Source organism: Kribbella sp. NPDC051952 (assembly GCF_040680855.1).
In the GTDB taxonomy this organism is placed as follows: domain Bacteria; phylum Actinomycetota; class Actinomycetes; order Propionibacteriales; family Kribbellaceae; genus Kribbella.
In genome coordinates this window covers 54,695-80,375 of sequence record NZ_JBFAXQ010000003.1, presented here as the reverse complement: position 1 = coordinate 80,375, position 25,681 = coordinate 54,695, and the positions used below count along the sequence as shown (strand labels likewise).

Below are 25,681 nucleotides of genomic sequence, written 5' to 3'. Positions count from 1 at the left end.
AGCCCCCTTGCTGGGTCCAATCGAGCTGGCATCTGATTGTTCGTGATCATACGATCAACGCAGGCCGCACGGAACGAGGAGGCGATTCGGTGCCAGGCACGAACCGGACCAACAGCGTGTTGGGGAAGCTGTCGGTCGTCGGTGATCTGCTGATGCTGCAACTCGTCTTCCTGGTGCTGGGCTTCGGGATCATCACCCTGTTCCCGGCTGCGTTCGCGCTGCAGCGGGTGCTGCCGGACGCGATCAGCCAGGAGCGGCCGGGGCTGATGCGTTGGTACTTCAAGCAGTTCGCCTGGGCGATGCGCCGGTTCTGGCTGTCCGGGACCGGGCTGTGGGCCGGCAGCGTGCTGCTCGCGTTCGGGATCACGTTCTGGGCGTTCTCCGGCGGCGGGGCGCGGATCTTCGCGCTGGCGATCCTGATCCCGCTGACCGGGATGATCCTCGGCCTCTATCTGTGTGGACTCGCCGTCCTCCCGGATGCGGCGGACACCGTGACCATGAAGTCACTGTTCCGGTCGGCGAACCTGTTCCTGCTCCGGCGACCACTCCCGGTCGCCGGCGGGGTCGTCGTACTGCTCACCTGGTTCGCGCTCGCGTCGCAGGTGCCGACGCTGCTGGTTGTCGGGTCCGGACTGGTGCCCGGACTGACGGCGTACGCCCTGTCCCGGGTAGGTCGGGAAAAAAGTTCTGAAGGCGTGTCAATCTGACGTCTCCCAGTTCGACGTATGGGTGTGAGGCCCAAAAACGACGAACTTCAAGGAGACACCGAGATGTACGCGACGACCGAATCCCTGGCGACTTCGCCGGCCACGCAGGGCGGCCGCTCGCGCTGGGCAGCTCTTTACACACTGTGCGCGGGCATGCTGATGATCGTGCTCGACGTCACCGTGGTGAACGTGGCCCTCCCGGCCATCCAGGACGACCTCGGCTTCACCAACTCCTCCCTGGCCTGGGTGGTGAACGCCTACCTGATCGCCTTCGGTGGACTGCTGCTGCTGGCCGGCCGGCTCGGCGACCTGCTCGGCCGCCGGAACATCTTCACCGCCGGCCTGATCGTCTTCACCGCCGCTTCCGTACTCTGCGGCCTGGCCTGGTCGCAGGAAGTGCTCGTCATCGCCCGGTTCATCCAGGGCGTCGGCGGCGCGCTGACCTCCGCGGTCATCCTCGGCATGATCGTGACGCTGTTCCCCGAGCCGCGGGAGCAGGCCAAGGCGATCGGCGTCTTCGCCTTCGTGGCGTCGGCCGGTGGGTCCATCGGTCTGCTGGCCGGTGGCGTACTGACCCAGGCGATCAGCTGGCACTGGATCTTCTTCGTGAACCTGCCGATCGGCGTGCTGACCGCCGTACTGGCTGTGAAGCTGATCGAGAAGGACAAGGGCCTGGGGCTCGGGCGTGGCACCGACGTACCGGGTGCGCTGTTGATCACCTCCGCGCTGATGCTGGGTGTGTACACGATCGTCAAGCCGGCCGCCGAGCTCGGCTGGACCGCCCCGCGGACGCTCACCCTGGCTGTCGTGACGCTGGCGCTGCTGGCCGGCTTCATCGTCCGCGAGGCCACCGCCGCGAACCCGCTCGTCCCGCTGCGGATCTTCCGCTCCCGCACGCTGACCGGTGCGAACCTGATCCAGGCGCTGTCCAGCTCGGGCATGTTCGGCATCTTCTTCCTCGGTTCGCTGTACCTGCAGCGAGTGCTCGGGTACGACGCTCTCGAGATCGGACTGGCCTTCCTGCCGACCACCGTGGTGATGGGACTGCTGTCGGTGAAGTACTCCGAGAAGCTGGTGATGAAGTTCGGCCCGCGTCGCCCGCTGATCGTCGGACTGTCGCTGATCGTGGTCGGACTGGTCCTGTTCACCCAGGCTCCGGTCGGTGGCAGCTACTTCGTCCACGTCCTCCCGGTCCTGCTCCTGCTGGGCCTGGGTGGCGGCGTCTGCTTCCCGGCCCTGATGGGCCTGTCGATGTCGGACGTCAAGCCTGAGGACGCGGGTCTGGCCTCCGGTCTGATCGGCACCATGGGTGAGGTCGGCGCCGCGCTGGGCCTGGCCATCCTGGCCACCCTGTCGGCCACCCGCACCGCCTCGGTCGCCGACACCAAGCCGGCCCTCGACGCCCTGACCGACGGCTACCACCTCGCCTTCGCCGTAGCCGCCGCCATCGTCGCCGCCTCGGTCGCCATCGCCCTCACCGTGATGCGCCCGGCCAAGCAGCCCGTCGAGACCTCCGAAGAAGACGACCTGGTTCTCGAAGCCGCCTGATCCAGTACGCCGTACTCCCCGGGACCACTCAGGTCCCGGGGAGTTCTGCGCGTTGTCCACAGGGTGGGGGGATCGAGTTTCGAAGTGGGGGTGGGATGGGGAAGGATGTGGGTCCCGACGGGTCGGCAGATGGCTCGTCGGAAAGTTGTCGGTAGAGGGGAACGGGACGTGGTCGTGCAGTCGGTCGAGCAGCGGATCGCCGAGGAGCTGGAAGTCGGCGAGAACCAGGTGCGGGCAGCGGTGGCGCTGCTGGACGAGGGATCGACGGTCCCGTTCATCGCGCGGTACCGCAAAGAGGTCACCGGGATGCTCGACGATGCGCAACTGCGCACGCTCGAGGAGCGCCTGCGGTATCTGCGCGAGCTGGACGAGCGCCGGCAGACCGTGCTCGAGTCGATCGAGAGCCAGGGCAAGCTCGACGACGCCCTGAAGGCCTCGATCGTGGCCGCCGACACGAAGTCGCGGCTCGAGGACATCTACCTGCCGTTCAAGCCAAAACGCCGTACGAAGGCGATGATCGCCCGGGAGAACGGTCTCGAGCCGCTCGCCGACGGGCTGATGGCCGACCCGGACGTCGAGCCGTTCGCGGCCGCGGCCGTCTTCGTGAACGCCGAGGTCCCGGATCCGCAGGCGGCGCTGGACGGCGCGCGGGCGATCCTGGTCGAGCGGTTCGCCGAGGACGCCGACCTGATCGGTGAGCTGCGCGAGCGGCTGTGGACGCAGGGCCGGCTGGCGTCGGTGGTGCGTGAGGGCAAGGAGACCGACGGCGCCAAGTTCTCGGACTACTTCGACTTCGACGAGCCGTTCACCAAGATGCCGTCGCACCGGATCCTCGCGCTGTTCCGCGGTGAGAAGGAGGACGTACTGACGCTGTCGGTCGAGCCCCTGCCCGCGGGCGTCGAGGCCGACGGCCCGACCGAGTACGAGGCGACGATCGCCCGCAAGACCGGCGTGGACAACCAGGGCCGGCCGGCCGACAAGTGGCTTGTCGAGACGGTCCGCTGGGCCTGGCGGACGAAGATCCTCGTCCACCTCGGCATCGACCTGCGGATGCGGTTGCGGCAGGTCGCCGAGGACGAGGCGATCCGGGTGTTCGCGGCCAACCTGCGTGACCTGCTGCTGGCCGCCCCGGCCGGCACCCGCGCGACGATGGGCCTCGACCCGGGCTTCCGGACCGGCGTCAAGGTGGCCGTGGTGGACGCGACCGGCAAGGTGGTCAACACCGGCGTCATCTACCCGCACGTCCCGCAGAACCAGTGGGACAAGTCGATCGCCACCCTGGCCCAGCTGGCCGCCGCGCACAACGTCGACTTGATTGCCATCGGCAACGGCACGGCGTCGCGCGAGACGGACAAGCTGGCCGCGGAGCTGATCGCCAAGCACCCGGAGCTCAAGCTCACCAAGGCAGTCGTGTCGGAGGCCGGGGCGTCGGTGTATTCGGCATCCGCGTTCGCCTCCCAAGAGCTGCCCGGGATGGACGTGTCGCTGCGGGGCGCGGTCTCGATCGCACGCCGGCTGCAGGACCCGCTGGCCGAGCTGGTGAAGATCGATCCGAAGTCGATCGGCGTCGGGCAGTACCAGCACGACCTCCCGGAGAACTCGCTGTCCCGCTCGCTCGACGCGGTGGTCGAGGACTGTGTGAACGCGGTCGGCGTCGACCTCAACACCGCGTCCGCACCGCTGCTCACCCGGGTCTCCGGGATCACGCCGGGGCTGGCCGACAACATCGTCCTGCACCGCGACCAGAACGGGCCGTTCACGTCCCGCTCGGCGTTGAAGGAGGTCGCGCGGCTCGGCCCGAAGGCGTTCGAGCAGGCGGCCGGGTTCCTCCGGATCCCCGACGGCCAGGACCCGCTGGACGCCTCCAGCGTGCACCCTGAGGCCTACCCCGTCGTACGACGGATTCTCGACTCGACCGGTCAGGACCTGAAGGCGCTGATCGGGTCGGCCGAGCTGAAGAAGCTGAAGGCGGCGGACTTCGTCGACGACATGTTCGGCCTCCCGACGGTCACGGACATCCTGGCCGAGCTGGAGAAGCCCGGGCGGGACCCGCGACCGGCATTCAAGACCGCGATGTTCGCCGAGGGTGTCGAGAAGATCGCCGACCTCAAGCCCGGGATGACGCTGGAGGGACAGGTCACGAACGTGGCCGCGTTCGGGGCGTTCATCGACATCGGCGTCCACCAGGACGGTCTCGCGCACGTGTCCGCGCTGTCGAAGAACTACGTCAAGGACCCGCGCGAGGTGGTCAAGCCCGGCGACATCGTCAAGGTCAAGGTGCTCGAGGTCGACATCCCGCGCCAGCGCATCTCCCTCACCCTGCGCCTCGACGACGAGCCAGGCGCCGGAGCCGGCCGCCCCGGCGATCGCGGCTCCCGTCCCGCCGGCAACCAGGGCGGCGGTGGTCGCGGCGGTCAAGGTGGACGCGGCCCAAGCGGTCAGGGTGGCGGCGGCCAGGGTGGTCGTGGTCCAGGCGGTCAGGGCGGCGGTGGTGGTCGCGGCGGTCAGGGCGGTCGCGGTCAGGGCGGACGCGGTGGTCAGGGCGGTCAAGGTGGTCAGAAGCAGGGCCGCGGTGGCTCGCAGCCCGAGACGCCGATGGACGAGACCTCCCTCGCCGATGCTTTCCGCAAGGCCGGTTTCACGGTCCGCTGACGTCGAAGGGTGACGACCAGTTCCGACGTACCGAGTGAATCCATCGAGGAGGACACCTGATGCGCGACCTGATCGTCACCCAGAACATCACCGTCGACGGCGTCGTCGAGGCCGGCGACTGGTTCGGCCCGGCCGACGGCGGTGAGGACGTACTCGACGCAGTGCGGGAGCAGTCGGCGCGCGCCGACGCGTTCCTGACCGGTCGCGTCACCTTCGAGGAGATGCGTGGCTTCTGGCCACAGCAATCCGATGACGAGACCGGCGTCACGGCCTACTTGAACAAGGTGCAGAAGTACGTCGTCTCCAGCACACTGACCGATCCGGGCTGGGAGCCGACCACAGTCCTCCCGAGCATCGACGACGTACGACGCCTGAAAGACGCCCCCGGCGCAGACATCGTCTGCACCGGGAGCATCCAGCTGTCCCAGGCCCTCATCGCTGCCGACCTGGTGGACGAGTTCCGCTTGTTCGTCTACCCGACAGTGGTCGGGCACGGCCGGCGGCTGTTCCCCGACGGCCACGGCAAGGCCCTCCGGCTCACCGGCAGTCGGACCTTCACCAGCGGAGTCATGCTGCTCACCTACCGGCCGGTCCCGAGTCAAGCCGGGAGTTAGGCCGGGAGGACTTTCAGGACGTTGCCGTTCTTGTCGTAGGCGGTGACTTTCCCGTCCGGGCGACCCTGCGGATCGTTGTTCAGCCACGCGACCGAGTACCAGCCGTCCACCACCTTCACATCGTGGTGGACGCCGGCCTTCGATTCGATCCGGATCTTGGCGATGTTGGAAGCCACGCGCCCCTGGCCGACGAACAGCCAGCCCTCGCACTCTCTTCCCTGGCACACCTGCCCGCCGGAGACGGAGAAGTTCTTGTCGAAGGCCTGCCGGGCAAAGTCCGCCACGGTCAGCATCCTCGGTCCGGACCCGAACGGGGTCGCGAAATCCTGCCAGGCCGGCGCCAGATTGCAGTTGACGACCGACCGACCGGACGGCGACATCGCAGTCAGGCTGATCGCCCGCCCGGGCTCGGTCTCCGAGGTGAGGATCCGCCACTTGGTCAGGTCGGTCCAGAACAGGACGGAGCAGTTGCGCAGCTGTCCGGCCGCCGTCGCGGGCATCGGATCGCGCCGGGCAGCTGCCACGAGACCGGCCGACGGCTTGTCAGCACCCGGAATCGTGCACATGGCGTCGTGATCACCGGCTTTCAGCTCGAAGCGCACGGTGTCGCCCGAGTACCAGAAGGAGTTCTTCTGGATCGATCTCTTGATCCCGGGATAGCGCAGCGCACAGCGACGGCTCGCTTCGGCGTACGAAAGCTTCTGGTTGATCCCCTCCTCGCCGCGTGGCGCGCCCGGGACGGGAGTGAAGCCGGGTGTTGCGGTCTTGACGGCCGGCTGGGTGCCGGACACGGCAGGCTGGTTGTCGGCGGTGTTCAGGTTCGGAAGCAGGCTCGCCGCGATCACGACTGCTGCGACGCCGGCGATCCCGCCACCGGCCGAGAGCAGTCTGCGGCGGCGACGGCCGCGGCGGCTGCGGTCGAGGAGTGCGTGCGCGTCGATCGGACCCAGCGGGTCCTGGCCGGCCAAGCGGCGGAGTTCGGCGCCGACGTCGTCCATCTCGTTCTCCTTCACAGGGCCCGCCCCAACTGCCGGACCTGGTTGATGGCGTTCCGGAGAGTCTCGAGACCTCGTGCCGTCTGGCTCTTCACCGTGCCTTCCGAGCAGCTCAGCAGCTGCGCGGTCTGCTCGACGGACAGGTCCTCGTAGTACCGCAGCACCACACAGGCACGCTGTCGCGGCGCGAGTAGTTCCAGCGCGGTCAGAACCTCGTCGCGCTGCGCTTGTTCGGCTGCGTGATCGCCCGGCAGGTCTCGGTCGGCCGGCAGGTCAGCGGTCGGCACTTCCCGGCGCCAGGGGCGCCGACCGCTGTCCAGGGCCGCGTTGACGACGATGCGGCGGGCGTACCCGAGCGGGTTCCCGCCGCGATCCACCTTCGCCCAGGACCGGTACAGCTTGTACAGCGAGTCCTGGACGATGTCGTCGGCGCGATGCCAGTCGCCGCAGACCAGAAACGCGGTTCGCCGCAGTGACCCACTCGTCGCTTCGACGAACTCGACGTACTCCTGATCGCGATCGACCATCGGCCCTCCACTCTCCCTTGTGCCCTCAATACGAGAGCGGGTCGAGCCGGGGTTGCATCAGCGCAGATCGTCGAGATGACCGCCGGGATCGCCGAGGTGGACGGCGGTCGCCCGGGGCGCGTACCCGAGCCGCCGGTACACGCGGTCCGCACCGTCATCGCCCGGCGTCAGCCAGGCAAGCGTCGCCCCGGTCAGCTCGAACGCCTGCTGGGTCGCGTACGCCGTCGCGATCCCGCCGAGCCCGCGGCGCCGATGACTGTGGATCGTCCCGACCCCCGCCACCTCGGTGACACCGTCGGCGACCGCGGTCCAGGAGGCCGAGGCAACGGGTACGCCGTCGACGCGGACCAGGACGCACCCACCGTCCGCGGGATCGGGCTGGACCGGAGAGTCGGGGCTCTCCATCTCGTACGCCTCGGCCGATACAGCGTTCGCCTCGGCCTGCTGCTCGTCCGACTCCACCACTTCTGTGCTCACACCGGCCGGCAGTTCAGGAAACACGAGCTCGGACGGCTCGACGACCAGCAGCGGCAGGTGGGAGACGATCGTCATGCCCTTGCCCGCCAGGGCCTCGGCCAGGCCCGGGCTGGCCTCTTCGACAAGCTCGGCGTGCAGCCAGCGGCCCTCCGCGCGGAACGCCTGCCGGATGGTGTCGAGCGCCCACGGGACCTCTTCCGGATCGAACGGCTGCCCGGGGTCGGCCGCGAGCATGCCCGACAGATACCAGGTGTCCTCGTCGTGCAGCAGGCCCACCAGCGGTCCCGCGACGATCTGCCGCTTCGATCGCGCCGAGCCGGTCAACTGAGCCGCGGCGATCCGCGCACCGATCTCCATGCCCTGGACCCTATCCAGCCTGCGAGAGCAGCAGCAGATCGAGCAGCCGGTTGAGATCCGCGGCGTTCGCCGGCCGATCGAGTACGGCGCTCAGCCCGTCAACGGCCCGAATCAGCTCAGCCTGGACAATCGACCGTGGCTGGGACTGGGCGACCGCGAGCGCACGGATCACCTGATCGGCCCGGTCGGACCCGGCCAGCAACTCGGCCCCGACCGACGGTGGCGCGGGCGGTGGCTCGTCGGCGATCCGCACCTCAAGCCTGGACCCGAGCGCGACGGCGAGCCGGTCCAGTGCGGCGACGGTCGGGTTGCCGCGGCCGTTCTCCAGGTTGGCGATGTACGGCACCGACAGGCCCGCGTCGACGGCGACCGACGCGATGGTCCGCCCGGCGGCCTTGCGACGCTCGCGAAGGATCTCACCCAGTTCCACACCGAGATTCTATTCCCACACGACACTCTTGCCAAGTTCTGTTTTGTCAGGATAGTTTCGCCGCCGTGAGAAACCGCGATTTCCGTCGATTGTGGAGCAGTGCCGGGATTTCCGGCATCGGATCGTGGCTGCTGGTGGTCGCGATCCCGTTCCATGTGTTCAACCTGACCGGCTCCACGGTCGCGACCGGCCTGGCACTCGCCCTCGAGGCGCTGCCACCGCTGCTGCTCGGCCCGTGGGCGGGGATCCTGCTGGACCGCTGGGACCTCACCCGGGCGATGTGGATCGCCGATCTGGTCAGCGCCGCCGCGGTCGCACTGATCCTGTTCGCCAACGCGGACCGGCTCTGGCTGATCTACGTGGCGATCCTCGTCGAGAACTCAGCCACGATGGTGTTCCGCCCGGCCGCCCGCGCCCTGCTCCCCGCAGTCGTTGGCACCGGCAACGAGCTCACCGCGGCCAATGCCCTGAATGCCTTTACCAGCAGCGCGATCCGGCTCGCCGCACCACCACTCGGCGCACTGTTGCTGGCCGGTCCGGGTATCACCTTCGTCCTCGCGGTCGACATCATCAGCTACCTGTTGTCGGCAGCAATCATCGCGACCATTCACACCCGCAGACACCAGAGCACGGCGGTTGCGGACAAACCTTTGGAAGGATTTCGGTACGCCGTCCGGGACCGAACACTGCGTGGAATCCTGCTGGGCCAGACAATCTTCCTCACCGCCAATGCCGGCCTGACCGCATTACTCGTCCCGTTCACCGTCGATCGCCTGCACGCACCTGGCTATGTCGTCGGCTATCTGATCTCCGGTCTCGGCGCCGGCTACCTGATCGGCGCGGCCCTGAGCACCAGGGCCTGGCTGAGCATCCGCAACCGGCTCGCCCTGACCCAATTCGCCACTGCTGCAGCGTTCTTCCTGCTCTTCAACGCCCCGAACATCCCGGTCGCGATCGTTGCCGCCGGCCTCATCGGCCTGCCTGGCAGCATCCTGCTGATCACCGCCCAGACCACGATCCAGCGGACCGCCCCGGCGGCCATGCTCGGCCGCATCGGCGCACTCTTCTTCGCCGCCGATTCGCTGGCCCTGCTGGTCGGCGCACTCGTCGCGCCGGCCGTCACCCTGGCCCTCGGTCTTCCCCTGACACTCAATCTGCTGGCAGCCTTCGCGGTACTCGCGGCACCCCTGACATTGATCGCCGTACCGATGCGTAATCAGGTCAGTGCAAACAGTTAGCAGGACGTCATATATTTCGGCCCTGGTCGAAAAAGCGCAGTAGCCGAATCGTTATTGGCAAATTGCTGCAAACATTCTTGACAAGGGTTTACCTGCGTCTCGCGGGCGACCCGTCCCAGCCGGTCGAAGGGCCTCTGACCAGCGGGTTCGCAGCGCGTCCCTACTCTCCGTCAAGGCTGTGTAAAGGTCCTTTCGGAAGTATTCCTCAGCGTGGTCCCGGTGAGGTGTTCTTTTCTCAACGCCGGACAAAGCCGTCCGGGGTACAGACCGACACCGCAGAAGGACCACTGATGCCCGAGACGCTCGAATCCCCCGCCACGCACCGTCGGGTGCAGGTCTGGTTCGGCGCGCACTCGATCGCGGATCACACCGCGACCGCGGAGCAGGCAGCGCAGTACGAGGAAGCCATGCGTCGCCGGTTCGCCTCGCTGCGGGTAACGAGCGAGCCCGTGCTGGTCGACAGCCGCGGCGGCAGCATGGTGGAGCCAGGACGATGACCTTCCGGCCGACGTTGCTCGGGTATGTGCGGGCCGACGCGCTGAGCTGCGCGGAGGAGCTGGCCGCCGCGACGGATGCACTCGTCGCCTTCGCCAGTGCCGAGGGGTTCACCCTCGGGACCGTCTACACCGAGCGCGATTCGGCCGAGTCGGCGGCGTTCAACGCGCTGCTCGAAGAATCGAAGCGGTCCGATGTCCGGGCGGTCGTCGTCCCGACGATGAACCACCTCGGGACGGTCGACACGTCGGCAGCTACGCGGCAGCACCTCGAGTTCCACCAGGCCCAGTACTGGGCGGTCGAATCGAGATAACTCCACACAGGCAAGCGGAGCTGACGTCTTGACCCCTGCATCGGCGTCGGTTCCGCTCTCCACCTCCACAGCTGCACCGGGAATGCCCGGGCGGTAGTGGACCACCAAGGCCCCACCGGCTGCTACCGGTGGGGCCTTGCCGTTGGTCCCGCGAGGGAAGGAAAGAAGAGAGAGATGTCGGAAGCACCGGCTGCTACCGGTGGGGCCTTGCCGTTGGTCCCTGAAGGAACGGGGCTTGGTCGGAGGCGGATCTGCCCCACTCACCAACCCCCGGCGCGGACCGGGACCGACGGCTTGGTGAGCGTGCGGGCGGTGGGTGAACGAGGGTTGGTGAGTGGGGCAGGTCCGGGTCAGGCGACGATCTTGTAGCCGTAGCGTTTCATTACGGTGGCTACTGAGTTGTTGAAGATGCCGGTGACTTCCAGCTTGAAGTGCAGCTGCACCTTGCGGATCACTCGCTGGAAGTGCAGGTGCCACGGCACGCCGGCGGCCGGCACCGTCTCGGCCTTCGTGATCGCGCCGACCTTCGGGTGTGCGGCCCAGGCGATCACCCGGGCCCGGTCCGCGCCCCACACTCCGGTCATCGCGTCGTGCGTCCGCGCGTACGCCATCGCGGCGAGCGAGATGGTCGAGTCCGGCACCGGCTGCTTCGGCGGGTGTGCCTTCAGGTACAGCTCCCAGGTCATCCCGTAGAAGCCGGGCGGCCCGTCGTCCTTGCCCCGGTTGGCCAGCCCGTTCCGCTTGCGGTGGTACTCGGCCACCTGCGTCGCCGCACCGCGTGACAGGTCCTTGTCCCCGACCGCGATCGCGTGCACGTGGTACGGCCAGTTGCCCTGCGCCGGCGTCCGCAACCAGGCCGCGAACCCGACCTGCCGCATCGCCTTCACCACCGCGACCCGCTGCGCGGCGCTCTTCGTCCGTACGTCGATGTCGATCGCGCCGCCACCGTCATGGGTGCCGGACGACGCCTCCACGCCACCCTTGTTGTACGACCCCTGCAGGATCGCGAACTTCGAGTGGTACAGCGTTTCCGCGGCCTCGACCATCGCCACGGTCCGCCGGTTCATGCTCCAGCCGCGCCAGACGATTCTTGCCTCAGGCATCGGCATCCTCGAACCCGGCCAGCAGCAGGTCCGCGTCCTCCGCGGCGCCGAGCGCCTCCAGCTCGTCCAGGTCGGCGTCGGTCAGTTCGTCGTCGAACACTTCGGGCATTGCGATTCCTTCCCCCTGACGTCCGCGTACCCCCCATGGCACGCGAAATCGCGGACCAGCGTAGGCGGCCCACAGGTCACGGGTCGAGGGCCCGACACCTTGGGACAGCTCATCGCGGCCGGTCGGAAGGTTCGGGGAACGTAAGGTTTTTAGACCAGTCCGCGTGCCGGAGGGTGTGGAATTCGCGCGGGTGGGGTACCTCTATGGGGTCCCGCGGTTCGGTCAGCTCCATTCGGGCATGGGTGGTGTTCACCGAGCCGCGAGTTCTCCCACTGAGGGGCGGGAGAACGACCGGTCCGGCGGGCGCGTCTTTCCCAGGGTGCGCCCGCCGAGCTCGGATCTCACACCATCGGACTCACGGCCTCGGACTCACAGCGTCGGACTCACAGCGCGGAAGCGACGAACAAGTAGCGGTTGAGGCTGAAGAAGTACCCGTCGCCGAGCGCCCGCAGATCGTCGGCCCAGGCCTGCGCCTCCTCGGCGGTGACGTCGCCGTGACCGGGCACGAACGCGGCCACGATGTCGATCAGGCCCGCGCTGTACGTGTGCGCGCCGTACCCGGTGTTCAGGATCGGCACCACCTGCTGATGGGTCAGCGTGAAACCGGACTTGGCCAGTACGTCGGCCAGCGTCCGGGGCAGATGTGGATCCGCGAGATGGTCCTCGAACGCGGTCAGCACCCGCGCCATCCGCCCGTCGTCACCCGACCGCCAGACCAGCGAGCCCCAGTCGGTGTCGAGCAGTACGACGCGACCCGCCGGCCGCAGCACCCGCCGTACCTCGTCCAGCGCGCCGGGCACGTCGTCGACGTACTCGAAGACCTGCGTGGAGACGACCACGTCGAAGCTCTCGACCGGATGCGGGATACGGGCGACCGTAGCCGCCTCGAGCTCGACCCCGGGACCACCGGGCGCGTTGGCCCGCGTACTCGCGATCGCGAGCATGCTGTCGCTGATGTCGATCCCGCAGATCCGCCCGCTCGGCCCGACTTCGGACGCCATCTCCGCCGCCAGCAAACCCGGCCCGACCCCGACATCGAGAACCCGATCACCCGGTCGTAACGCCAGTGCCGCCCGGACCACCCGGCGCTGCTCTACCACGTCGGGTGTCGTGTACATCGCCTCGATCTGTTGCGATATCCCCGGGTCGAACCGCAACCCGTCCCGCTCAACCTCTCCGCCCATGCCCACATCATGGTCCGCGATCTCGCCATCGGGGAGGTCTAATTCATGCGCGCCGCGTAACTGCCCGGGGCAGACTGGGCCGCATGATCGAGCTTCCCGAGTCCTTTCTGCGGATGCCACGGTGGTGGACCGAAGGCGCCGACTGGCTGAAAACCCTTGGCCAGGCGGTCGAATCGCAGTGTGCGAGCTGGGGCTTGGAGGTGGCCGGCCCGGTCGTGCACGGGTCGAACGCAATAGTGGTTCCAGTGGTCCGGAAAGGTGAAGAGCTCGTCCTGCGGATGTCGCCGCCGGGGAACGAGGTGGCCGAGCAGGCCCGTGCACTGCGCTGGTGGGACGGGCGGGGCATGGTCTTCCTGTACGACGCCGACGTCGAAGCCGGCGCGATGCTGCTCGAGCGGTTGAGTACGCCGTTGACGACCAGACCGGTCGACGAGGCGGTCGCCGTACTGGGACAACTCATGCGTCGCCTGGCCGTCCCGGGTCCCGCCGATGCCCGCTCGACCGCCGAGATCGTCACCCGAAGGTCCGCCGAGCTCGAGCAGCAGTGGGATCACCTGGATCGCCCGTTCGACGTCTCGGTCCTCCGCGAGGCCCTCGCGGTCGCGCCCGGCCTGGCCAAGACCAGCTCCGACCTGGCCGTCAACGGCGACTTCCACTCCGACCAGGTACTCGCGGGAACGCGAGAGGAATGGTTGACCGTCGACCCGGTCCTGTACCGCGGCGACATCGCGTTCGACCTCGGCCGGGTCCTGTGGACAAGGCTCGACGAGATGGCCAGCATCCCGCCGTACTTCGACACCGCCGTCACCGCGGCCGGTCTGGACCGAGACCGTGCCCGCGACTGGGTCGTCTGGCGAACAGTCGACTACTGGCTCTGGGGACTGTCGGTCGGTCTCACCGAAGACCCGGTCCGCTGCGAGCGGCTGATCAGGTCTCTCTCCAGATGAACCGGCTGCGGATCATCCGTGGGGTGTCGTTCGCGTTGGTCGCGATGGAGTGCAGGATCCACGGATGCGTCAGGTAGACGTCACCCGCTCGGCCGGTGAGTTCGACGACTCGGACCGGTAGGCCGTCGATGTCTGCTTCGGTCATCGGGTCGTCGGACCGATCGGCGGCGGTCAGGTTTCGGAACCAAGGGTCCGACCGCAGTACCCGATCGCGGACTGTGGTGAAGTCCCGCTCGTCCGTCGTACCCAGGTAGCGCGCGATCACCCGATGGGAGCCGGCCACCTGCGGAGTCCCGCCGCCACCAGGCTCGAGGTCGGACAGCAGCGCCCAGTACTTGACCGCGACCAGTTCGTCCGCCGGCAGGTCGAAGCCGAGGTCGGTGTGCCACTGGCGATGCGGGACGGTCCACTCTTCGCCGGTCGGCATGGTGACCAGGACCTGCCCGTGATGCGGCGGCATCTTCCAGGTCCCCAGCAGGCCGTCGAGTGCCGAGCGAAGCGGCGGTCCGAGGATCGCGTTCGCCACCCGATGGGTCTTGGTGGTCTTCAGCCCGGTCGGCCGCAGGTTCGTCCAGGTCGACCGGTCATCCGGAACCATCCCGTGCCGCTTGGTCAGCTCCGACCACAGCACGTCCCGCATCCGCGCGGCATCATCAGCGGAGAACGCGGCCGGGAGCTTCACGATCCCGTCGCGTTCAAAGGTTTCCAGCTCTTGGGCGTTGAGCATGCACCCCATGCTGCGTCAGTCCACAGCACGGGTTCCACCCAATTAACAGGTCCGGCCGGGCAGCTTCCCTTCGAGGAAGTACGCCGTGATCGCCGCGCGCCCGCACTCCGAGTTCAGCCAGACCGTGTGCCCGTAGGTATCGGCGACCAGCAGGTGACTGTTGTCGATCTGCCGAGCCAGACTCCGCGCATTGACGACCGGAGTCGCCGGGTCGTGCGTGTTGGAGGTGATCAGGATTGGCGGCACGCCGTGGACGGGCGTCCGCTTCCACGCGTTGCTCGGCGGGATCGGCCAGCCGGAGCAAGCCGCCGCCATTACCCATCCCTCGACCGCTCCGCCGACACGGGGTGCGACAGCTCGGGCCAGTGCGAGTCGTGCGCGGACATCGGCGTACCCCTTGAGTTCGCCGGGGAAGTCCATGCAGGAGACCGCGGCGTACGCGGACTCGGGGTTGCCGATATAGCTGGCGCTCGCGAAGTCGGTGCCATCGCCCTTCGCCGCCTTGTCCAGCGCGGCTGCGAGGACAGGGAAGTTGTCGCCGAACAACGTTGTCGCAGGCAACAGAGAGGGCAGCGCCATCCGGAGTACGTCGCCATTCACCGGTCCTTGTGGTCCGGTCAACGGGGTCTTGTCGGCCTTGCGTACGGTCGCGTCCCACAACGCGCCGACGTCCTGCCCATGCAGGACGCACGACGTGTCTTGAGCACACCAAGCGATGAACCGGTTGAACCCGTCCTCCATCGCCTTCGCCTCGCCGAGCATGAACCGCAGTGAGCCCTGCGAGTGGTCGACGATCCCGTCGAGCACCATCCGGCCGACCCGCCGCGGGAACTGCTGCGCGTAGAGCGTGCCCAGGTACGACCCGTACGAGATGCCGAAGTAGTTGAACTTGGCCTCGCCGAGCGCGGCCCGGATCGCATCCATGTCCCGGGCCACGGTCCGGGTGTCGAGATTCCGCATCAGATCCCCGTGCTGCTTCGGGCACTGCAGCCCGGTCGCACGGCTCGAGGCGACCATGGCGTCGTACTGCGCCTTGGACTTCGGGAACACCGGTACGCCGGGACGCAGCACCGGACCGCAGTTCAGTTGGCTGCTGCTGCCGGTGCCCCGTGGATCGAAGCTGACCAGGTCATAGCGGTCCCGGAACTGCGGTGCGAACGCGTCGGCCAGGCCGGCGGCGAAGATCGACCCGCCCGCGCCGCCCGGCCCACCCGGGTTGAAGAACATCGATCCGAGCTTGTGCGCCTGGTCCTTGGCCGGAACCCTCGCGATGAAGAGCTTGGTCTTCGGACCGGACGGTTTCGACCAGTCCAGCGGCACCTGCAACTCGGCGCACTGCTCGACGGCGCCCGCTTGGCACGGCTTCCACTGCAGCCCGGTGGCGGCAGTCGCCGTACTCGCGGGCACCGCCGCGAACACCATGGACCCCACAACCGCTGTCGCCGTCAACGATTTCCACATGGGACCAATCTAAGCCGGAGTCAGTGCTCCGGGTCTCAGTGTGCGGGGGCGAAGTCGTGGAAGCCGATCAGCTTCTTGATCTTGCCGTCGTCGCCGAGTACGACGATGTCGGTCCCGCCGGCCACCGCCTCCTGCCCCTCGGCCCGCAGGTGCCAGGCCCAGCGCAGGTAGTCGTGGTGCTCGTCGATGTCGCCGATGCGAACGAACGACAGGCCCGGGAACATCTTCTGCGCGGCGCCGACCAGCTTGTTCAGCTCGTCCGGCCCGTTGGCCTCGAAGCTCGGGTCGACGAAGGTGGCGTCCCCGGTCCACGCCGCTGCGATCAGCTCGGCCCGGCGGTCGGCGTCGGCCTCGTTCCACATCGCGAAGTACTGGTCGGCGAGAGTCGTGCTGGTCATCGTTTCCTCCTGGGTTGTTCGGATGACAGGTCGTGTCTGGTGGTCCAGCGTCGTAGCGAGCAGGTGCTCGGTGCGGTGCATCGGCGTGCTGGAGTGAAGGCCTCGATGTTTTTCCATCGTGGCCTTTGCTCCAGTGCGGCGAGGTGCCGTGCCGAGTGCCGCGCAGTAGGCGCTGGACCACCAGACACGGCCCTAACCTTGCCGCCGCCGGCTGGGTTCGGTCGATGACGTCAGAGGTAATGGAGTTGTCTACGCGACCGGTTACGGTCGGACCATGGCAGCGACGTTCGAGGAGACGTTCCAGCGACCGGTGGGTGAGCTTCTGCGCGGCTGGCGGGAGCGCCGGCGGCTCAGTCAGCTGGAGCTCGCGAACCGGGTCGAGGTATCCACCCGGCACGTGAGTTTCGTGGAGACCGGCCGGTCCAAGCCGAGTCGCGAGATGCTGCTCCGGCTGGCGGAGCATCTCGACGTACCGCTGCGGGACCGCAACCAGCTCCTGCTGGCCGGTGGGTTCGCGCCGATCTACAGCGAGGCGTCGCTGCACTCGCCGGCGATGCTCGCGATCCGCACCACCCTGCGACGGTTGCTGAAGGCCCACGAACCGTTCCCGGCCCTCGTCGTCGATCGCTGGTGGAACGTCGTGGAAGCGAACGCCGGCATCCAGCTCTTCACCGACGGCGTCGACGAGAAGTTGCTGCAGGCGCCGATCAACGCCCTCCGGCTGACCCTGCACCCGGACGGCCTGGCCCGCCGGATCGGCAACATCGCCGAGGTCCGCGCGAGCGCCCTCGCCAGCCTGCAACGCCAGGCCGCCAGCACCGCCGACCCCGAACTCCAGGACCTGTACGACGAACTCCGCGAGTACGCCGCCGACGACCGCCCGGCGCATCCCGGGCCGACCGAGGTCGTCGTACCGTTCCGCCTTGTCCACAAGGGGCACGAGCTCTCGCTGCTGACGATGATCGCGACCTTCGGCACGCCGCTCGACGTCACGGTCTCCGAGTTGATGATCGAGTCGTTCTACCCGGCCGACGACGCGACCGCCGAGTACCTGAGGTCGCTGTGATGCCCAAGCCCGCGCGCGAACTGGCCGACACGGTCGAGCTGCACGTGCTGAACCTCGATCGGTATCGCGACATCATCGAGGCGAAGCTGACCGGACTGAGCGAGGCCGACCTGCGCGGCAGCAAGCTGCCGTCCGGCTGGTCAGCCCTGGAGCTCCTGAAGCATCTGGTGTTCATGGAGCGACGGTGGCTGCGCTGGGGGTTCGCCGGCGAACAGGTCGACGATCCGTGGGGTGACTCGGACGGCGATCCAGATGGTCCGTGGTCCGTGCGGGACGACGACACCCTTGCGGACCTGCTCGACCGGCTGCGCGAGGGCGGGGAGGTCACGCGGCGATTGGTGACCGGGGTGGATCCGGCGACGCTCGGCGCGGTCGGAGGGCGGTTCAGCGCCGACAACCGGCCGACGCTGAACTGGATCCTGTTCCACGTCCTGCAGGAGTACGCGCGGCACGCCGGTCACCTCGACGTGGTCCGCGAACTGACAGATGGGGTCACCGGCGAGTAGGGACTGCAGGGTGTCCTACTCGCCGGTGACCGGGTGCCCTACCGGTGCGAGGAGGGGGGACCGGTGGGGAAGGCGGTCGGGAGGCTCGGCGTCGGGACGTTCGGCTTCCCGGTCGGGAAGGTCGGCTCGGTCGTCGGGACCGGCGGCTTGCCACTCGGCAGCTGCGGCTGCTTGCCCGGGTCGACGGTGATCTTCACCGTCGGAACGGCCGGCTTCGGCACGTTCGGCACCGTCGGCACGTTCGGCTTGGTCGTCGGCAACGACGGCACGGTCGGCTTCCCCGGCAGGTTCGGCTTCCCGGGCGCGGTCGGCTTCGAGGTCGGGACGCCGTGCACGCAGTCAGGTAGTGACGGAGTCGGGACCGGCTTGGCCGGGACGGACGGGACCTTCGTCGGGAGGTGCGGCTTGGTCGACGGCAGAGTCGGCTTGGTCGGCAACGTCGGCTTGGTCGTCGGCAGCGACGGCTTCGTCGGCACCTGCGGAAGCGTCGGCTTGGTGGTCGGCAGCGTCGGCTTACCCGTGGGGAAGGTCGGCAGGCTGGGCGTGCCGTGCGGGAGCGTCGGCTTACCCGGCAGGGTCGGCCTCGTGGTCGGGACGGACGGCTTACCAGGCAACGAGGGCAGGGTGGTGGGTACCTTGCCCGGCAGTTTCGGCCGGTTCGTCGGCCTGTTCGTCGGCACCGCGTTCGGGTCGATGGTCTTCGTCACCGAGACCGTCACCTTCGGCAGCGACGGCTTCGCGGGCAGCGTCGGCCTGGCCGGCAAACTCGGCTTCGCCGGCAGGCAGGTCGGGTCGACCGACGGTACCTGCGGCGCAGCCGTCGGGATCACGGCCGGCACCGGCGGCTTGCCACCACCGGCCAGCAGATTCTTTACGGGGGCAGGACCCCCGACCGCGGCGGACACCGTCGCAACAGTGCCGGCGAGAGCGGTGACGCCCGCCGCGGCCAGTCCACGTCGGAGCCAGGTGAACCGCTTGCCGCGCCGCATCAGGTCGGCGGCGTCCGGTTGCCACGGCTCCAGGTCGTACTCGAGCGCGCTGCGTACCCGCTGCTCGTCACTCATCAGTTTCCTCCAACTCCGGTATCGATCAGGTCGGGTGCCAGACGCAGCTTGGCCAGCGCCCGGGAGGCCGTGCTCTTCACGGTCCCGGCCGCCATACCGAGCAGCTCGGCGGTCTCGGCCTCGGAGAGATCCTGCGAGTAGCGCAGCGCGACGACGGCTCTCTCCCGGACGGTCAGACCGGCGAGGGCCGAGAGCACGGCCTCCCTGGTCTGCACCTCCCCGGCGAAGTCCGCTACCGCTCGCTGGTCCCAATCGTTCTGCACCGGATCACTGGGTACCTCGTTGTTCCAGCGCCGGCGGGCCTGGGAGAGGAATCGGTTGACCAGCACCCGCCGTACGTACCGCAACGGGTCGCCACTCAACCGGTGCCATTTCGGATAGGACCGCATCAACGCTTGCTGCACCAGGTCCTCGGCGGTGTGCCGATCGCCGCACAGCATCTCCGCGAAACGGAGCAAGGGGGTCGACTGCGCCAACACGAAGCGCTCGAAGTCGGCGTCCGCGGTCCGGGTCATCGATTCTCCTCTGCCTCTGTCACACCCTTCACACCCGCTGGGTGACCGATCGGGTTCTGTCCCGGCACCGACTCTTTCCAAGAAATTTATTCACGGGCTATGCAGACGACGGGTTGGTTTGTCACATTGGGTGCACACACCTTCACCGCCCCGGAGGTTCCGCCCATGCGTACCACCCGAACGCTCCAGCTCGCCGCCTGTCTGGCCGCGACGCTGGCGATCTTTACCGCCACCTTGCCGAGCGACGCCGCAGCGACCGATCCGCTCGCGGTCGCGGCCCAACCCGTCGCCGGATCCAGCAACGTCGTAGTCGAGGGGAACCGCATCATCCTCGGTCCGGCCCCCGCCTCGATCGGCTCGACCGAGATCCAGCAACGCAACGGTCTGGCCGAGCTGACCCCGGTCCGTTTCGGCACCGCCACCTCGGCCGTCGTCGTCGGCTATACAACCGGTACGCCGGACAGTTCGTCGGCGGAGGTCGACGTACGAGCATGGGTCGACGGCAAGTGGTCCGAATGGTCAGCAACCAAAGCCGGTACGCCGATCGCGCTGCCGGCCGCGAGTGATCAGGTCCAGGTGCGGATCCTCGTGACCGCGCCCCCGACCGGCGCCAGCCCGTGGGTCGGCGATGTGACCGTGCAGGCCACCGACAAGGCAGCCGCGAGCCGGATGACGATCCAGGCCGCGCCCCTGAAGTCCCGCGTCTTCGCCACCCGCGAAGGCCTGGTCGGCGGTACGACGGCCAACGGTCACGTGATCGTGAGCCGCGATCACTTCGTCGCACTGCCGTCACGAAGAGGCCTTGCAGGCAACGGATCCGGCACGTACTCGGTCAAGGTCTGCACGGCGTCGCGATGCGCGTTCGAACCGGTGTGGGACGTCGGGCCGTGGAACACGAAGGACGACTACTGGAACCCGAGCGCGACCCGGGAGATGTGGAAGGACCTACCGCAGGGCAAGCCGGAGGCCCAGGCGGCGTACCAGGACGGGTACAACGGTAAGAAGGACCAGTTCGGCCGCACGGTCGCGAACCCGGCCGGGATCGACCTCGCCGATGGCGTGTTCTGGGACGCGCTGGCCCTGCCGGACAACGGCTTCGTGGACGTGACCTACCTGTGGACCGGCGATGGTGGCCGCGGCACGGTCTCGATCTCGTCCGGCTACTTGAACATCCGCAACTCTGCGAGCTCGTCGGGTGCGGTCGTCGGCATGGCCGGCAAGTCGGCGCAGGTGACGGTCGAGTGCCAGACCACCGGCCAGAGCGTCACGGGGTCGCAGGGCACCAGCAACATCTGGCTCCGCGTCAACGCGGGCATGTACGTCGCGAAGGCGTGGGTGGTGGCGGGTAGCTTCGCGGGTTGCTGAACCGCCAAGCCATCACACTCGCGCGCGCCGCGTGATCCGCTCCGGCGGACCACGCGGCGCGGTCAGTTTGTGCAGCTCCGCTACTTCCCGCTGGGGGAAACCGTCGGCCGTGGTGCGCGCGGCGGCCGCGAGGGGGTTGCCCGTGGCGACGGGGTCGCCGGCGTCCATCGGCTCGGCGTCGCCGTCGGCACCTGGCTCGGCGTCGCCGGCACCCGGCTCGGCGTCGCTGACGGCGGGCGGGTCGGCGTCGCCCTCGGTACCCGGCTCGGCGTCGCCGTCGGCGGGAGCACGCTCGGGGTCTGCGTCGGCACCGCACGCGGTGACCGCGTCGGCTGCGGCGCTACCGACGGTGTTGCGATCTCCGACGGGGTGGCGGGACTGGGCGTGTACTCGGTCGGCGTCGCCGGCGAGGGCGTCGACACGGTCGGACCCCCGTCGACGCCCTCGTCACCGGACGAGCCACCGTTGCGGGCCATCGCCGTACCGGCGACTGCGACGCCGATCACCGCCGCGGCCGCGATCCCGCCGAGCAGCACCCGGGTCATCCGCCGCTTCCGGCCTGCTTCATCCATTGTTGTTGCCCTCCGCACCTTTTGATGTTCGGTCGGGCTGAAGGACGCGACCGGGCAGCGAAAAGGTTCTGCGCAGGCTCAGCTCGGGGTGGCGGACGGCGGTGTGGAGGGCGTGTTGCTGGTTCGTGCCGAGGGCGTGTTGAGGGTTGGCGCGGAGGGCACGTGGGTTGGCGTGGCGTTCGGAATCCGCGGACTGCGCGGCGAACCGGACGGCAGTCGCAGGGTCGGCGTGACAGACGGGAGCCGCGGCGGCCGGGGCGATCCTGGTGCAGTCGGGCTCGCGGTCGGGACCGGGGTCGGGCTCGGCGTGGGCCGGCTCGGTGTTGGGCTCGTGACAGGCGCAGTCGGGCCGGGTCGGGCCGGTTGGGGTACGTCGCTCCGGAGTTGGCCGCCGCCAACGATTCCGGCCACCGCGACAATCGCGACCGCAGCCGAAGCCGCCGTGGCGGTGGCGAGGCCGCGGACCCGCCGCCGGCGTGCGCCCGCGATCACCCGGGCCGGATCGAGCGGCGCGATCGTGTCGTCCGGCGCCAATGCGGCCCGGAGTTCCTCCTCCGCCGAAGTCCCGCGCTCGTCGGTCATGATCTCTCCCCCACCCCGCTCAGCTCCGGCGCGGTCCGGAGCTTGCCCAGGGCCCGCGCGTTGACGCTCTTCACCGTGCCGACCGCCACGCCGAGGACCGCCGCCGTCTGCCGCTCGGTCAGGTCCTCGACATACCGCAGTACGACGACCGCCCGCTCGCGACGGCTCAACGTCGCCAGCGCGGCGCCCATCGCCACCCGTCGATGGACTGCGCCGGACTGGTCCGCCTCGGACTGTCCGAGGTAGAGATCCAGCTCGGCCGCGTCACCGCTCGGCCGCTCCCGCCACGGTCGACGGCGTACCCAGGACAGATGCTGATTGACCACGGCCTGCCGGACGTACGCGAAGGGGTCGGCCATCTCGATCCGGTCCCACCGCAGGTACGCCTTCTCCAGTGCGGTCTGCACGAGGTCTTCGGCCAGCCCGGCGTCGCCGCACAACATCCGTGCGAAATGCAGCAACCGTCCCGATCTGGCCAGCACAAACGCCGTGAAGTCGTCGTCACGACTCCCCGCCTCCGCCATTCGCTCTCCGTCCGCAGCTGTCACCCCAAAGGACGCGACGGACCGCGAAAAGGTTCTGCGGGTTCTCAGGTGCCTGTGGACGAGGTGACGGGACGGGCGGCCAGGCGCGAGACGGGTACGGCGTCGGCGGCCAGGCTGACCCGGTTGCGTCCGGCGGCCTTGGCGGCGTACATGGCACGGTCGGCGCAGAGCAGCAGGTCGTCGACGGTGCTGCCGTCGGCCGGGTAGACGGAGACGCCGATCGAGACCGTCAGCCGGAACGTGTCCGGGTCGAGGTCGGGCTCGTCCAGTACGCCGGCACACATCGCGGCCAGCGGACTCGCGGCGACCGCGTTGCGGAGCCGGTCGGCGGTCACCGTCGCCTCGTCGATCCCGGTGCCCGGCAGTGCGATCACGAACTCCTCGCCACCGAACCGGCCGATCACGTCCTTCACCCGGATCGCGCTGCGCAGAATCGTCGCGACCGCGCGGAGCGCCTCGTCACCGACCAGGTGCCCGTGCCGGTCGTTGACCAGCTTGAAGTGGTCGATGTCGATCAACAGGACCGCCATCGGCTCCCGTTGATTCTTCGAGGTCCGCAGCATCTCCTCGGTACGGCGACGCCACCAGTCGACCCTGGTCAGGCTGGTCTTCGGATCCGTCTGCGCCTCGGTCTCGAGCTGGCCGAGCAGCAAGGCGCGTTGTGCGGTCAGCGTGATCGGGATCGCCACCAACGCGAACCACGGGGTGATCAGGCAGGCCGCCGCGAGCAGGCAGCCGAGGGTCGCGGCGGTCGCGTCGGTGCAGAGATCGTCGAGCCCGCCGATCACCTCGCGGCGGCTGCTGCCGGGGATGATCAGCGAGATCGCCAGACCACACAGGATGGTGTCGGTGGCGACGTACGCGAGGGCACCGGCCACCATCGAGACGACGAGGCCGAGGCCGTCGTCGCCGACCAGGTTGCCCGTCGAGACGAAGACCGCGTGCGCGGCGCCGACCGCGAGCACGTGCACGGCGGTGGAGAAGGCCCAGCGGTACGGGATGCACTTGCCGGCCCGGATCCGCCACCAGATCCGGAGCAGGACCGCTACCAAAATCGCCAGCGCCGGATGCAGGATGACGGCGGCCGCGATCATCCAGGCCGGGGCGAGGTCCTTGTGCAGCGCGCCGCCACGGCGTCGCCGGTTCTCGACGCGCCGGGCACCCTCCACCGAGATCAGCGCCGAAACAGTGAGCGCGAAGACCACATCCAGCCCGCGCCAGCTCGGCAGATCAGCGAACGCGTGCACGCCGTACCCGATGGCGGCCAGGTCGACGAGCACCACGACGGCGAACGCCGGGACCGTCAGGGTCCACAGCGCCCAAGACCGGATCGCTCGCCTACTCTGCGCAACCATCCGTACCACAGTACGACGAGTGAGCGTCTCGTCCCAATCCGCGACGGCGCGCTCCCCGATGACGAGTTGGAAACGATCGTCGATCGCGGTGAGGTCAGTCGTTTGATCAGATATCAGAAATGGTCAGTGCAGGTTTTCCCTTGCACAGAAGGGAAAATTAACGGACCATGCGGACTCGAAAAGCAGTTCAGCGGCGTTTGCGGGCGGCGCCGAAGAGGCCTCGGACGATCTCGCGGCCGGCCGTGCGGGCGAACTGCTTGAAGGCCGACGAACCGACGACCTGCTCGACCATCGACTTCTCCTGCTTCTGTGCCCGCGGCCGCGGCGCCTCCTGCTGCTGCTGTTGCTGCTGCTTGGCCTGCTCCTCGGCCTGAGCCTGCTCGGCACCGGCCTGCACCTTGGCCGCGAGGATCTCGTACGCCGACTCCCGGTCGATCGTCTGGCTGTACTTCGCGTTGTGCGGCGAAGCCTGCACCGCCGCCGTCATCTGCTCGGCCGAAGCCGGTGCCATCAGCGACTGCGGCGCCCGCAACCGGGTCCACGCGACCGGCGTCGGCGCACCCTTCTCGTTCATCACCGTCACGATCGCCTCACCGATCCCGAGCTGCGTCAGCACCTCGCCCAGGTCGTACGACGAACTCGGGAACGTCGACACCGTCGCCTTCAGCGCCTTCGCGTCGTTCGGGGTGTGCGCCCGCAGTTGGTGCTGCACGCGCGAACCGAGCTGCGCCAGTACGTCGTCCGGGACATCCTTCGGGGTCTGGGTCACGAAGAAGACGCCGACACCCTTCGACCGGATCAGCCGGACGGTCTGCGCGATCGCCGACAGGAACGCCTTCGACGCGTCGGCGAACAGCAGGTGCGCCTCGTCGAAGAAGAACACCAGCTTCGGCTTGTCCACGTCGCCGACCTCGGGCAGGTCGTGGAACAGGTCGGCCAGCAGCCACATCAGGAACGTCGAGAACAGGGCCGGCCGGTCCTGCAGGTTCGGCAGCTCGAGCAGCGAGATCACGCCCTTGCCGTCGCGCTCCTGCATCAGATCCGCGGTGTCGAACTCCGGCTCACCGAAGAACGCCTCGGCGCCCTGGTCGGCGAACCCGATCAACGATCGCAGGATCACGCCGGCGGTCGCCGCGGACAGGCCGCCGAGCTCCTTCAGGTCGTCCTTGCCCTCCTCGGAGGTGAGGTGGGTGATGACCGAGCGCAGGTCCTTGAGGTCGAGCAGCGTCAGCCCGGCCTTGTCGGCGTAGTGGAAGATCAGCCCGAGCGAGGACTCCTGGACATCGTTGAGTCCCAGCACCTTCGACAGCAGTACCGGCCCGAACGACGTGATCGTGGCGCGGATCGGGATGCCTGTGCCCTGGCCGCCGAGCGCGTAGAACTCGGTCGGGAAGCCGGACGCGGTCCAGTCCTGGCCGATCGACTTGGTCCGGGCCAGCAGCTTGTCGTTGCCCTCACCCGGCTGCGAGACACCGGACAGGTCGCCCTTGATGTCGGCGGCGAACACTGCGACACCGGCCGCGGACAGTTGCTCGGCCATCAGCTGCAGCGTCTTCGTCTTGCCGGTACCGGTCGCGCCCGCGACCAGGCCGTGCCGGTTCACCATCGCCAGCGGGATGCGGACCGCGGCGTCCGGCTTCGGCTCGCCGTCCACCAGCAGTGCGCCGAGCTCGATCGCCGCGCCCTCGAACGCGTACCCCTGCTTGACGGTCTCCACGACGTCGCCTGTCTCGGCCATGTCAACGTGCCTTTCCCCGGTTCCGACGAATGTGTACCCCGGTGGGCATGCTAATGCCCCCGGGTGGGGATGAGAGTTATCCACACCCTGG

General features: G+C 68.6%; 27 protein-coding genes. 12 read left to right on the top strand and 15 right to left on the bottom strand.

Annotation, left to right across the window (positions count from 1 at the left end):
• Window positions 1–89 precede the first annotated feature (89 nt).
• From AB0L70_RS07480 to AB0L70_RS07465, 4 genes are all read left to right on the top strand, one after another.
• Window positions 90–707 (top strand): hypothetical protein, encoded by a 618-nt coding sequence (locus AB0L70_RS07480; protein WP_363681093.1) that lies wholly within the window; start codon window positions 90–92, stop codon window positions 705–707.
• A 63-nt stretch (window positions 708–770) separates the two neighbouring features.
• Window positions 771–2,255, top strand: coding sequence for a DHA2 family efflux MFS transporter permease subunit (locus AB0L70_RS07475; RefSeq protein ID WP_363681091.1), 1,485 nt, complete (start codon window positions 771–773; stop codon window positions 2,253–2,255).
• Window positions 2,256–2,423: 168 nt separating this feature from the next.
• Window positions 2,424–4,907: a Tex family protein gene (locus tag AB0L70_RS07470; RefSeq protein WP_363681089.1), complete on the top strand. Its 2,484-nt coding sequence runs from the start codon at window positions 2,424–2,426 to the stop codon at window positions 4,905–4,907.
• A 59-nt stretch (window positions 4,908–4,966) separates the two neighbouring features.
• Window positions 4,967–5,521, top strand: a complete 555-nt coding sequence (locus tag AB0L70_RS07465; protein WP_363681087.1) for a dihydrofolate reductase family protein — start codon at window positions 4,967–4,969, stop codon at window positions 5,519–5,521.
• On the opposite strand, the gene AB0L70_RS07460 is transcribed toward AB0L70_RS07465, so the two are convergent.
• The 4 genes from AB0L70_RS07460 to AB0L70_RS07445 are packed head-to-tail and all read right to left on the bottom strand — an operon-like array spanning window position 5,518 to window position 8,307.
• Window positions 5,518–6,519 (bottom strand): hypothetical protein, encoded by a 1,002-nt coding sequence (locus AB0L70_RS07460; RefSeq protein WP_363681085.1) that lies wholly within the window; start codon window positions 6,517–6,519, stop codon window positions 5,518–5,520. The two genes, AB0L70_RS07465 and AB0L70_RS07460, sit on opposite strands and share 4 nt — an antisense overlap.
• Before the next feature lie 11 nt (window positions 6,520–6,530).
• Window positions 6,531–7,043 carry a SigE family RNA polymerase sigma factor gene (locus AB0L70_RS07455; protein WP_363681083.1) on the bottom strand — a complete coding sequence of 171 codons (513 nt, stop codon included), beginning with the start codon at window positions 7,041–7,043 and terminating at the stop codon, window positions 6,531–6,533.
• Window positions 7,044–7,100: 57 nt separating this feature from the next.
• Complete coding sequence (locus tag AB0L70_RS07450) at window positions 7,101–7,877, bottom strand: GNAT family N-acetyltransferase (RefSeq protein ID WP_363681081.1); 777 nt, start codon at window positions 7,875–7,877, stop codon at window positions 7,101–7,103.
• 10 nt (window positions 7,878–7,887) lie between these two features.
• Window positions 7,888–8,307, bottom strand: coding sequence for a helix-turn-helix transcriptional regulator (locus AB0L70_RS07445; protein WP_363681079.1), 420 nt, complete (start codon window positions 8,305–8,307; stop codon window positions 7,888–7,890).
• A gap of 65 nt (window positions 8,308–8,372) precedes the next feature.
• On the opposite strand from AB0L70_RS07445, the gene AB0L70_RS07440 reads away from it, so the two are divergent.
• From AB0L70_RS07440 to AB0L70_RS07430, 3 genes are all read left to right on the top strand, one after another.
• Window positions 8,373–9,545: an MFS transporter gene (locus AB0L70_RS07440; RefSeq protein WP_363681077.1), complete on the top strand. Its 1,173-nt coding sequence runs from the start codon at window positions 8,373–8,375 to the stop codon at window positions 9,543–9,545.
• A gap of 290 nt (window positions 9,546–9,835) precedes the next feature.
• Window positions 9,836–10,042, top strand: a complete 207-nt coding sequence (locus AB0L70_RS07435; RefSeq protein ID WP_363681075.1) for a hypothetical protein — start codon at window positions 9,836–9,838, stop codon at window positions 10,040–10,042.
• Window positions 10,039–10,353: a hypothetical protein gene (locus tag AB0L70_RS07430; protein WP_363681073.1), complete on the top strand. Its 315-nt coding sequence runs from the start codon at window positions 10,039–10,041 to the stop codon at window positions 10,351–10,353. The genes AB0L70_RS07435 and AB0L70_RS07430 overlap by 4 nt, the downstream gene beginning before the upstream one ends.
• Window positions 10,354–10,703: 350 nt before the next feature.
• On the opposite strand, the gene AB0L70_RS07425 is transcribed toward AB0L70_RS07430, so the two are convergent.
• Both AB0L70_RS07425 and AB0L70_RS07420 read right to left on the bottom strand, forming a co-directional pair.
• Window positions 10,704–11,456, bottom strand: a complete 753-nt coding sequence (locus AB0L70_RS07425; protein ID WP_363681071.1) for a hypothetical protein — start codon at window positions 11,454–11,456, stop codon at window positions 10,704–10,706.
• Window positions 11,457–11,948: 492 nt separating this feature from the next.
• Complete coding sequence (locus AB0L70_RS07420; RefSeq protein ID WP_363681069.1) at window positions 11,949–12,749, bottom strand: methyltransferase domain-containing protein; 801 nt, start codon at window positions 12,747–12,749, stop codon at window positions 11,949–11,951.
• Window positions 12,750–12,832: 83 nt separating this feature from the next.
• Between AB0L70_RS07420 and AB0L70_RS07415 the strand changes: the two genes are divergently transcribed.
• Entirely contained in the window at window positions 12,833–13,696 is an 864-nt protein-coding gene (locus AB0L70_RS07415; protein ID WP_363681067.1) for an aminoglycoside phosphotransferase family protein, read from the top strand.
• Here the strand turns inward: AB0L70_RS07415 and AB0L70_RS07410 are convergent.
• From AB0L70_RS07410 to AB0L70_RS07400, 3 genes are read right to left on the bottom strand one after another with little or no spacing between them, the layout of a single operon-like run.
• Window positions 13,677–14,423, bottom strand: a complete 747-nt coding sequence (locus tag AB0L70_RS07410; protein ID WP_363681065.1) for a phytanoyl-CoA dioxygenase family protein — start codon at window positions 14,421–14,423, stop codon at window positions 13,677–13,679. The two genes, AB0L70_RS07415 and AB0L70_RS07410, sit on opposite strands and share 20 nt — an antisense overlap.
• Window positions 14,424–14,465: 42 nt before the next feature.
• On the bottom strand, window positions 14,466–15,884 hold the full coding sequence (locus tag AB0L70_RS07405) for an alpha/beta hydrolase (RefSeq protein ID WP_363681063.1): 1,419 nt from the start codon (window positions 15,882–15,884) through the stop codon (window positions 14,466–14,468).
• Window positions 15,885–15,919: 35 nt separating this feature from the next.
• Window positions 15,920–16,282: a nuclear transport factor 2 family protein gene (locus tag AB0L70_RS07400; protein ID WP_363681061.1), complete on the bottom strand. Its 363-nt coding sequence runs from the start codon at window positions 16,280–16,282 to the stop codon at window positions 15,920–15,922.
• A gap of 274 nt (window positions 16,283–16,556) precedes the next feature.
• Between AB0L70_RS07400 and AB0L70_RS07395 the strand changes: the two genes are divergently transcribed.
• Together AB0L70_RS07395 and AB0L70_RS07390 are read left to right on the top strand one after the other, a co-directional pair.
• Complete coding sequence (locus AB0L70_RS07395; protein ID WP_363681059.1) at window positions 16,557–17,348, top strand: helix-turn-helix transcriptional regulator; 792 nt, start codon at window positions 16,557–16,559, stop codon at window positions 17,346–17,348.
• Window positions 17,348–17,854, top strand: a complete 507-nt coding sequence (locus AB0L70_RS07390) for a DUF664 domain-containing protein (RefSeq protein ID WP_363681057.1) — start codon at window positions 17,348–17,350, stop codon at window positions 17,852–17,854. The genes AB0L70_RS07395 and AB0L70_RS07390 overlap by 1 nt, the downstream gene beginning before the upstream one ends.
• Before the next feature lie 38 nt (window positions 17,855–17,892).
• On the opposite strand, the gene AB0L70_RS07385 is transcribed toward AB0L70_RS07390, so the two are convergent.
• The gene (locus AB0L70_RS07385) at window positions 17,893–18,918 is read right to left on the bottom strand and encodes a hypothetical protein (RefSeq protein WP_363681055.1); all 1,026 of its coding nucleotides are present in this window, start codon (window positions 18,916–18,918) and stop codon (window positions 17,893–17,895) included.
• Complete coding sequence (locus tag AB0L70_RS07380; protein WP_363681053.1) at window positions 18,918–19,433, bottom strand: SigE family RNA polymerase sigma factor; 516 nt, start codon at window positions 19,431–19,433, stop codon at window positions 18,918–18,920. Before AB0L70_RS07380 ends, AB0L70_RS07385 begins: the two co-directional genes overlap by 1 nt.
• A 165-nt stretch (window positions 19,434–19,598) precedes the next feature.
• Between AB0L70_RS07380 and AB0L70_RS07375 the strand changes: the two genes are divergently transcribed.
• Window positions 19,599–20,798: a hypothetical protein gene (locus tag AB0L70_RS07375; protein WP_363681051.1), complete on the top strand. Its 1,200-nt coding sequence runs from the start codon at window positions 19,599–19,601 to the stop codon at window positions 20,796–20,798.
• Between the two features lie 69 nt (window positions 20,799–20,867).
• Window positions 20,868–21,395, top strand: a complete 528-nt coding sequence (locus tag AB0L70_RS07370) for a hypothetical protein (protein ID WP_363681049.1) — start codon at window positions 20,868–20,870, stop codon at window positions 21,393–21,395.
• Window positions 21,396–21,448: 53 nt separating this feature from the next.
• Here AB0L70_RS07370 and AB0L70_RS07365 read toward each other — a convergent pair whose 3' ends face one another.
• From AB0L70_RS07365 to AB0L70_RS07350, 4 genes are all read right to left on the bottom strand, one after another.
• Entirely contained in the window at window positions 21,449–21,952 is a 504-nt protein-coding gene (locus AB0L70_RS07365; protein ID WP_363681047.1) for a hypothetical protein, read from the bottom strand.
• Window positions 21,949–22,476, bottom strand: a complete 528-nt coding sequence (locus AB0L70_RS07360) for a SigE family RNA polymerase sigma factor (RefSeq protein ID WP_363681045.1) — start codon at window positions 22,474–22,476, stop codon at window positions 21,949–21,951. Before AB0L70_RS07360 ends, AB0L70_RS07365 begins: the two co-directional genes overlap by 4 nt.
• A 65-nt stretch (window positions 22,477–22,541) precedes the next feature.
• Window positions 22,542–23,852 carry a diguanylate cyclase gene (locus AB0L70_RS07355; protein ID WP_363681043.1) on the bottom strand — a complete coding sequence of 437 codons (1,311 nt, stop codon included), beginning with the start codon at window positions 23,850–23,852 and terminating at the stop codon, window positions 22,542–22,544.
• 187 nt (window positions 23,853–24,039) lie between these two features.
• Window positions 24,040–25,590 carry a helicase HerA-like domain-containing protein gene (locus tag AB0L70_RS07350; protein WP_363681041.1) on the bottom strand — a complete coding sequence of 517 codons (1,551 nt, stop codon included), beginning with the start codon at window positions 25,588–25,590 and terminating at the stop codon, window positions 24,040–24,042.
• Window positions 25,591–25,681 lie beyond the last annotated feature (91 nt).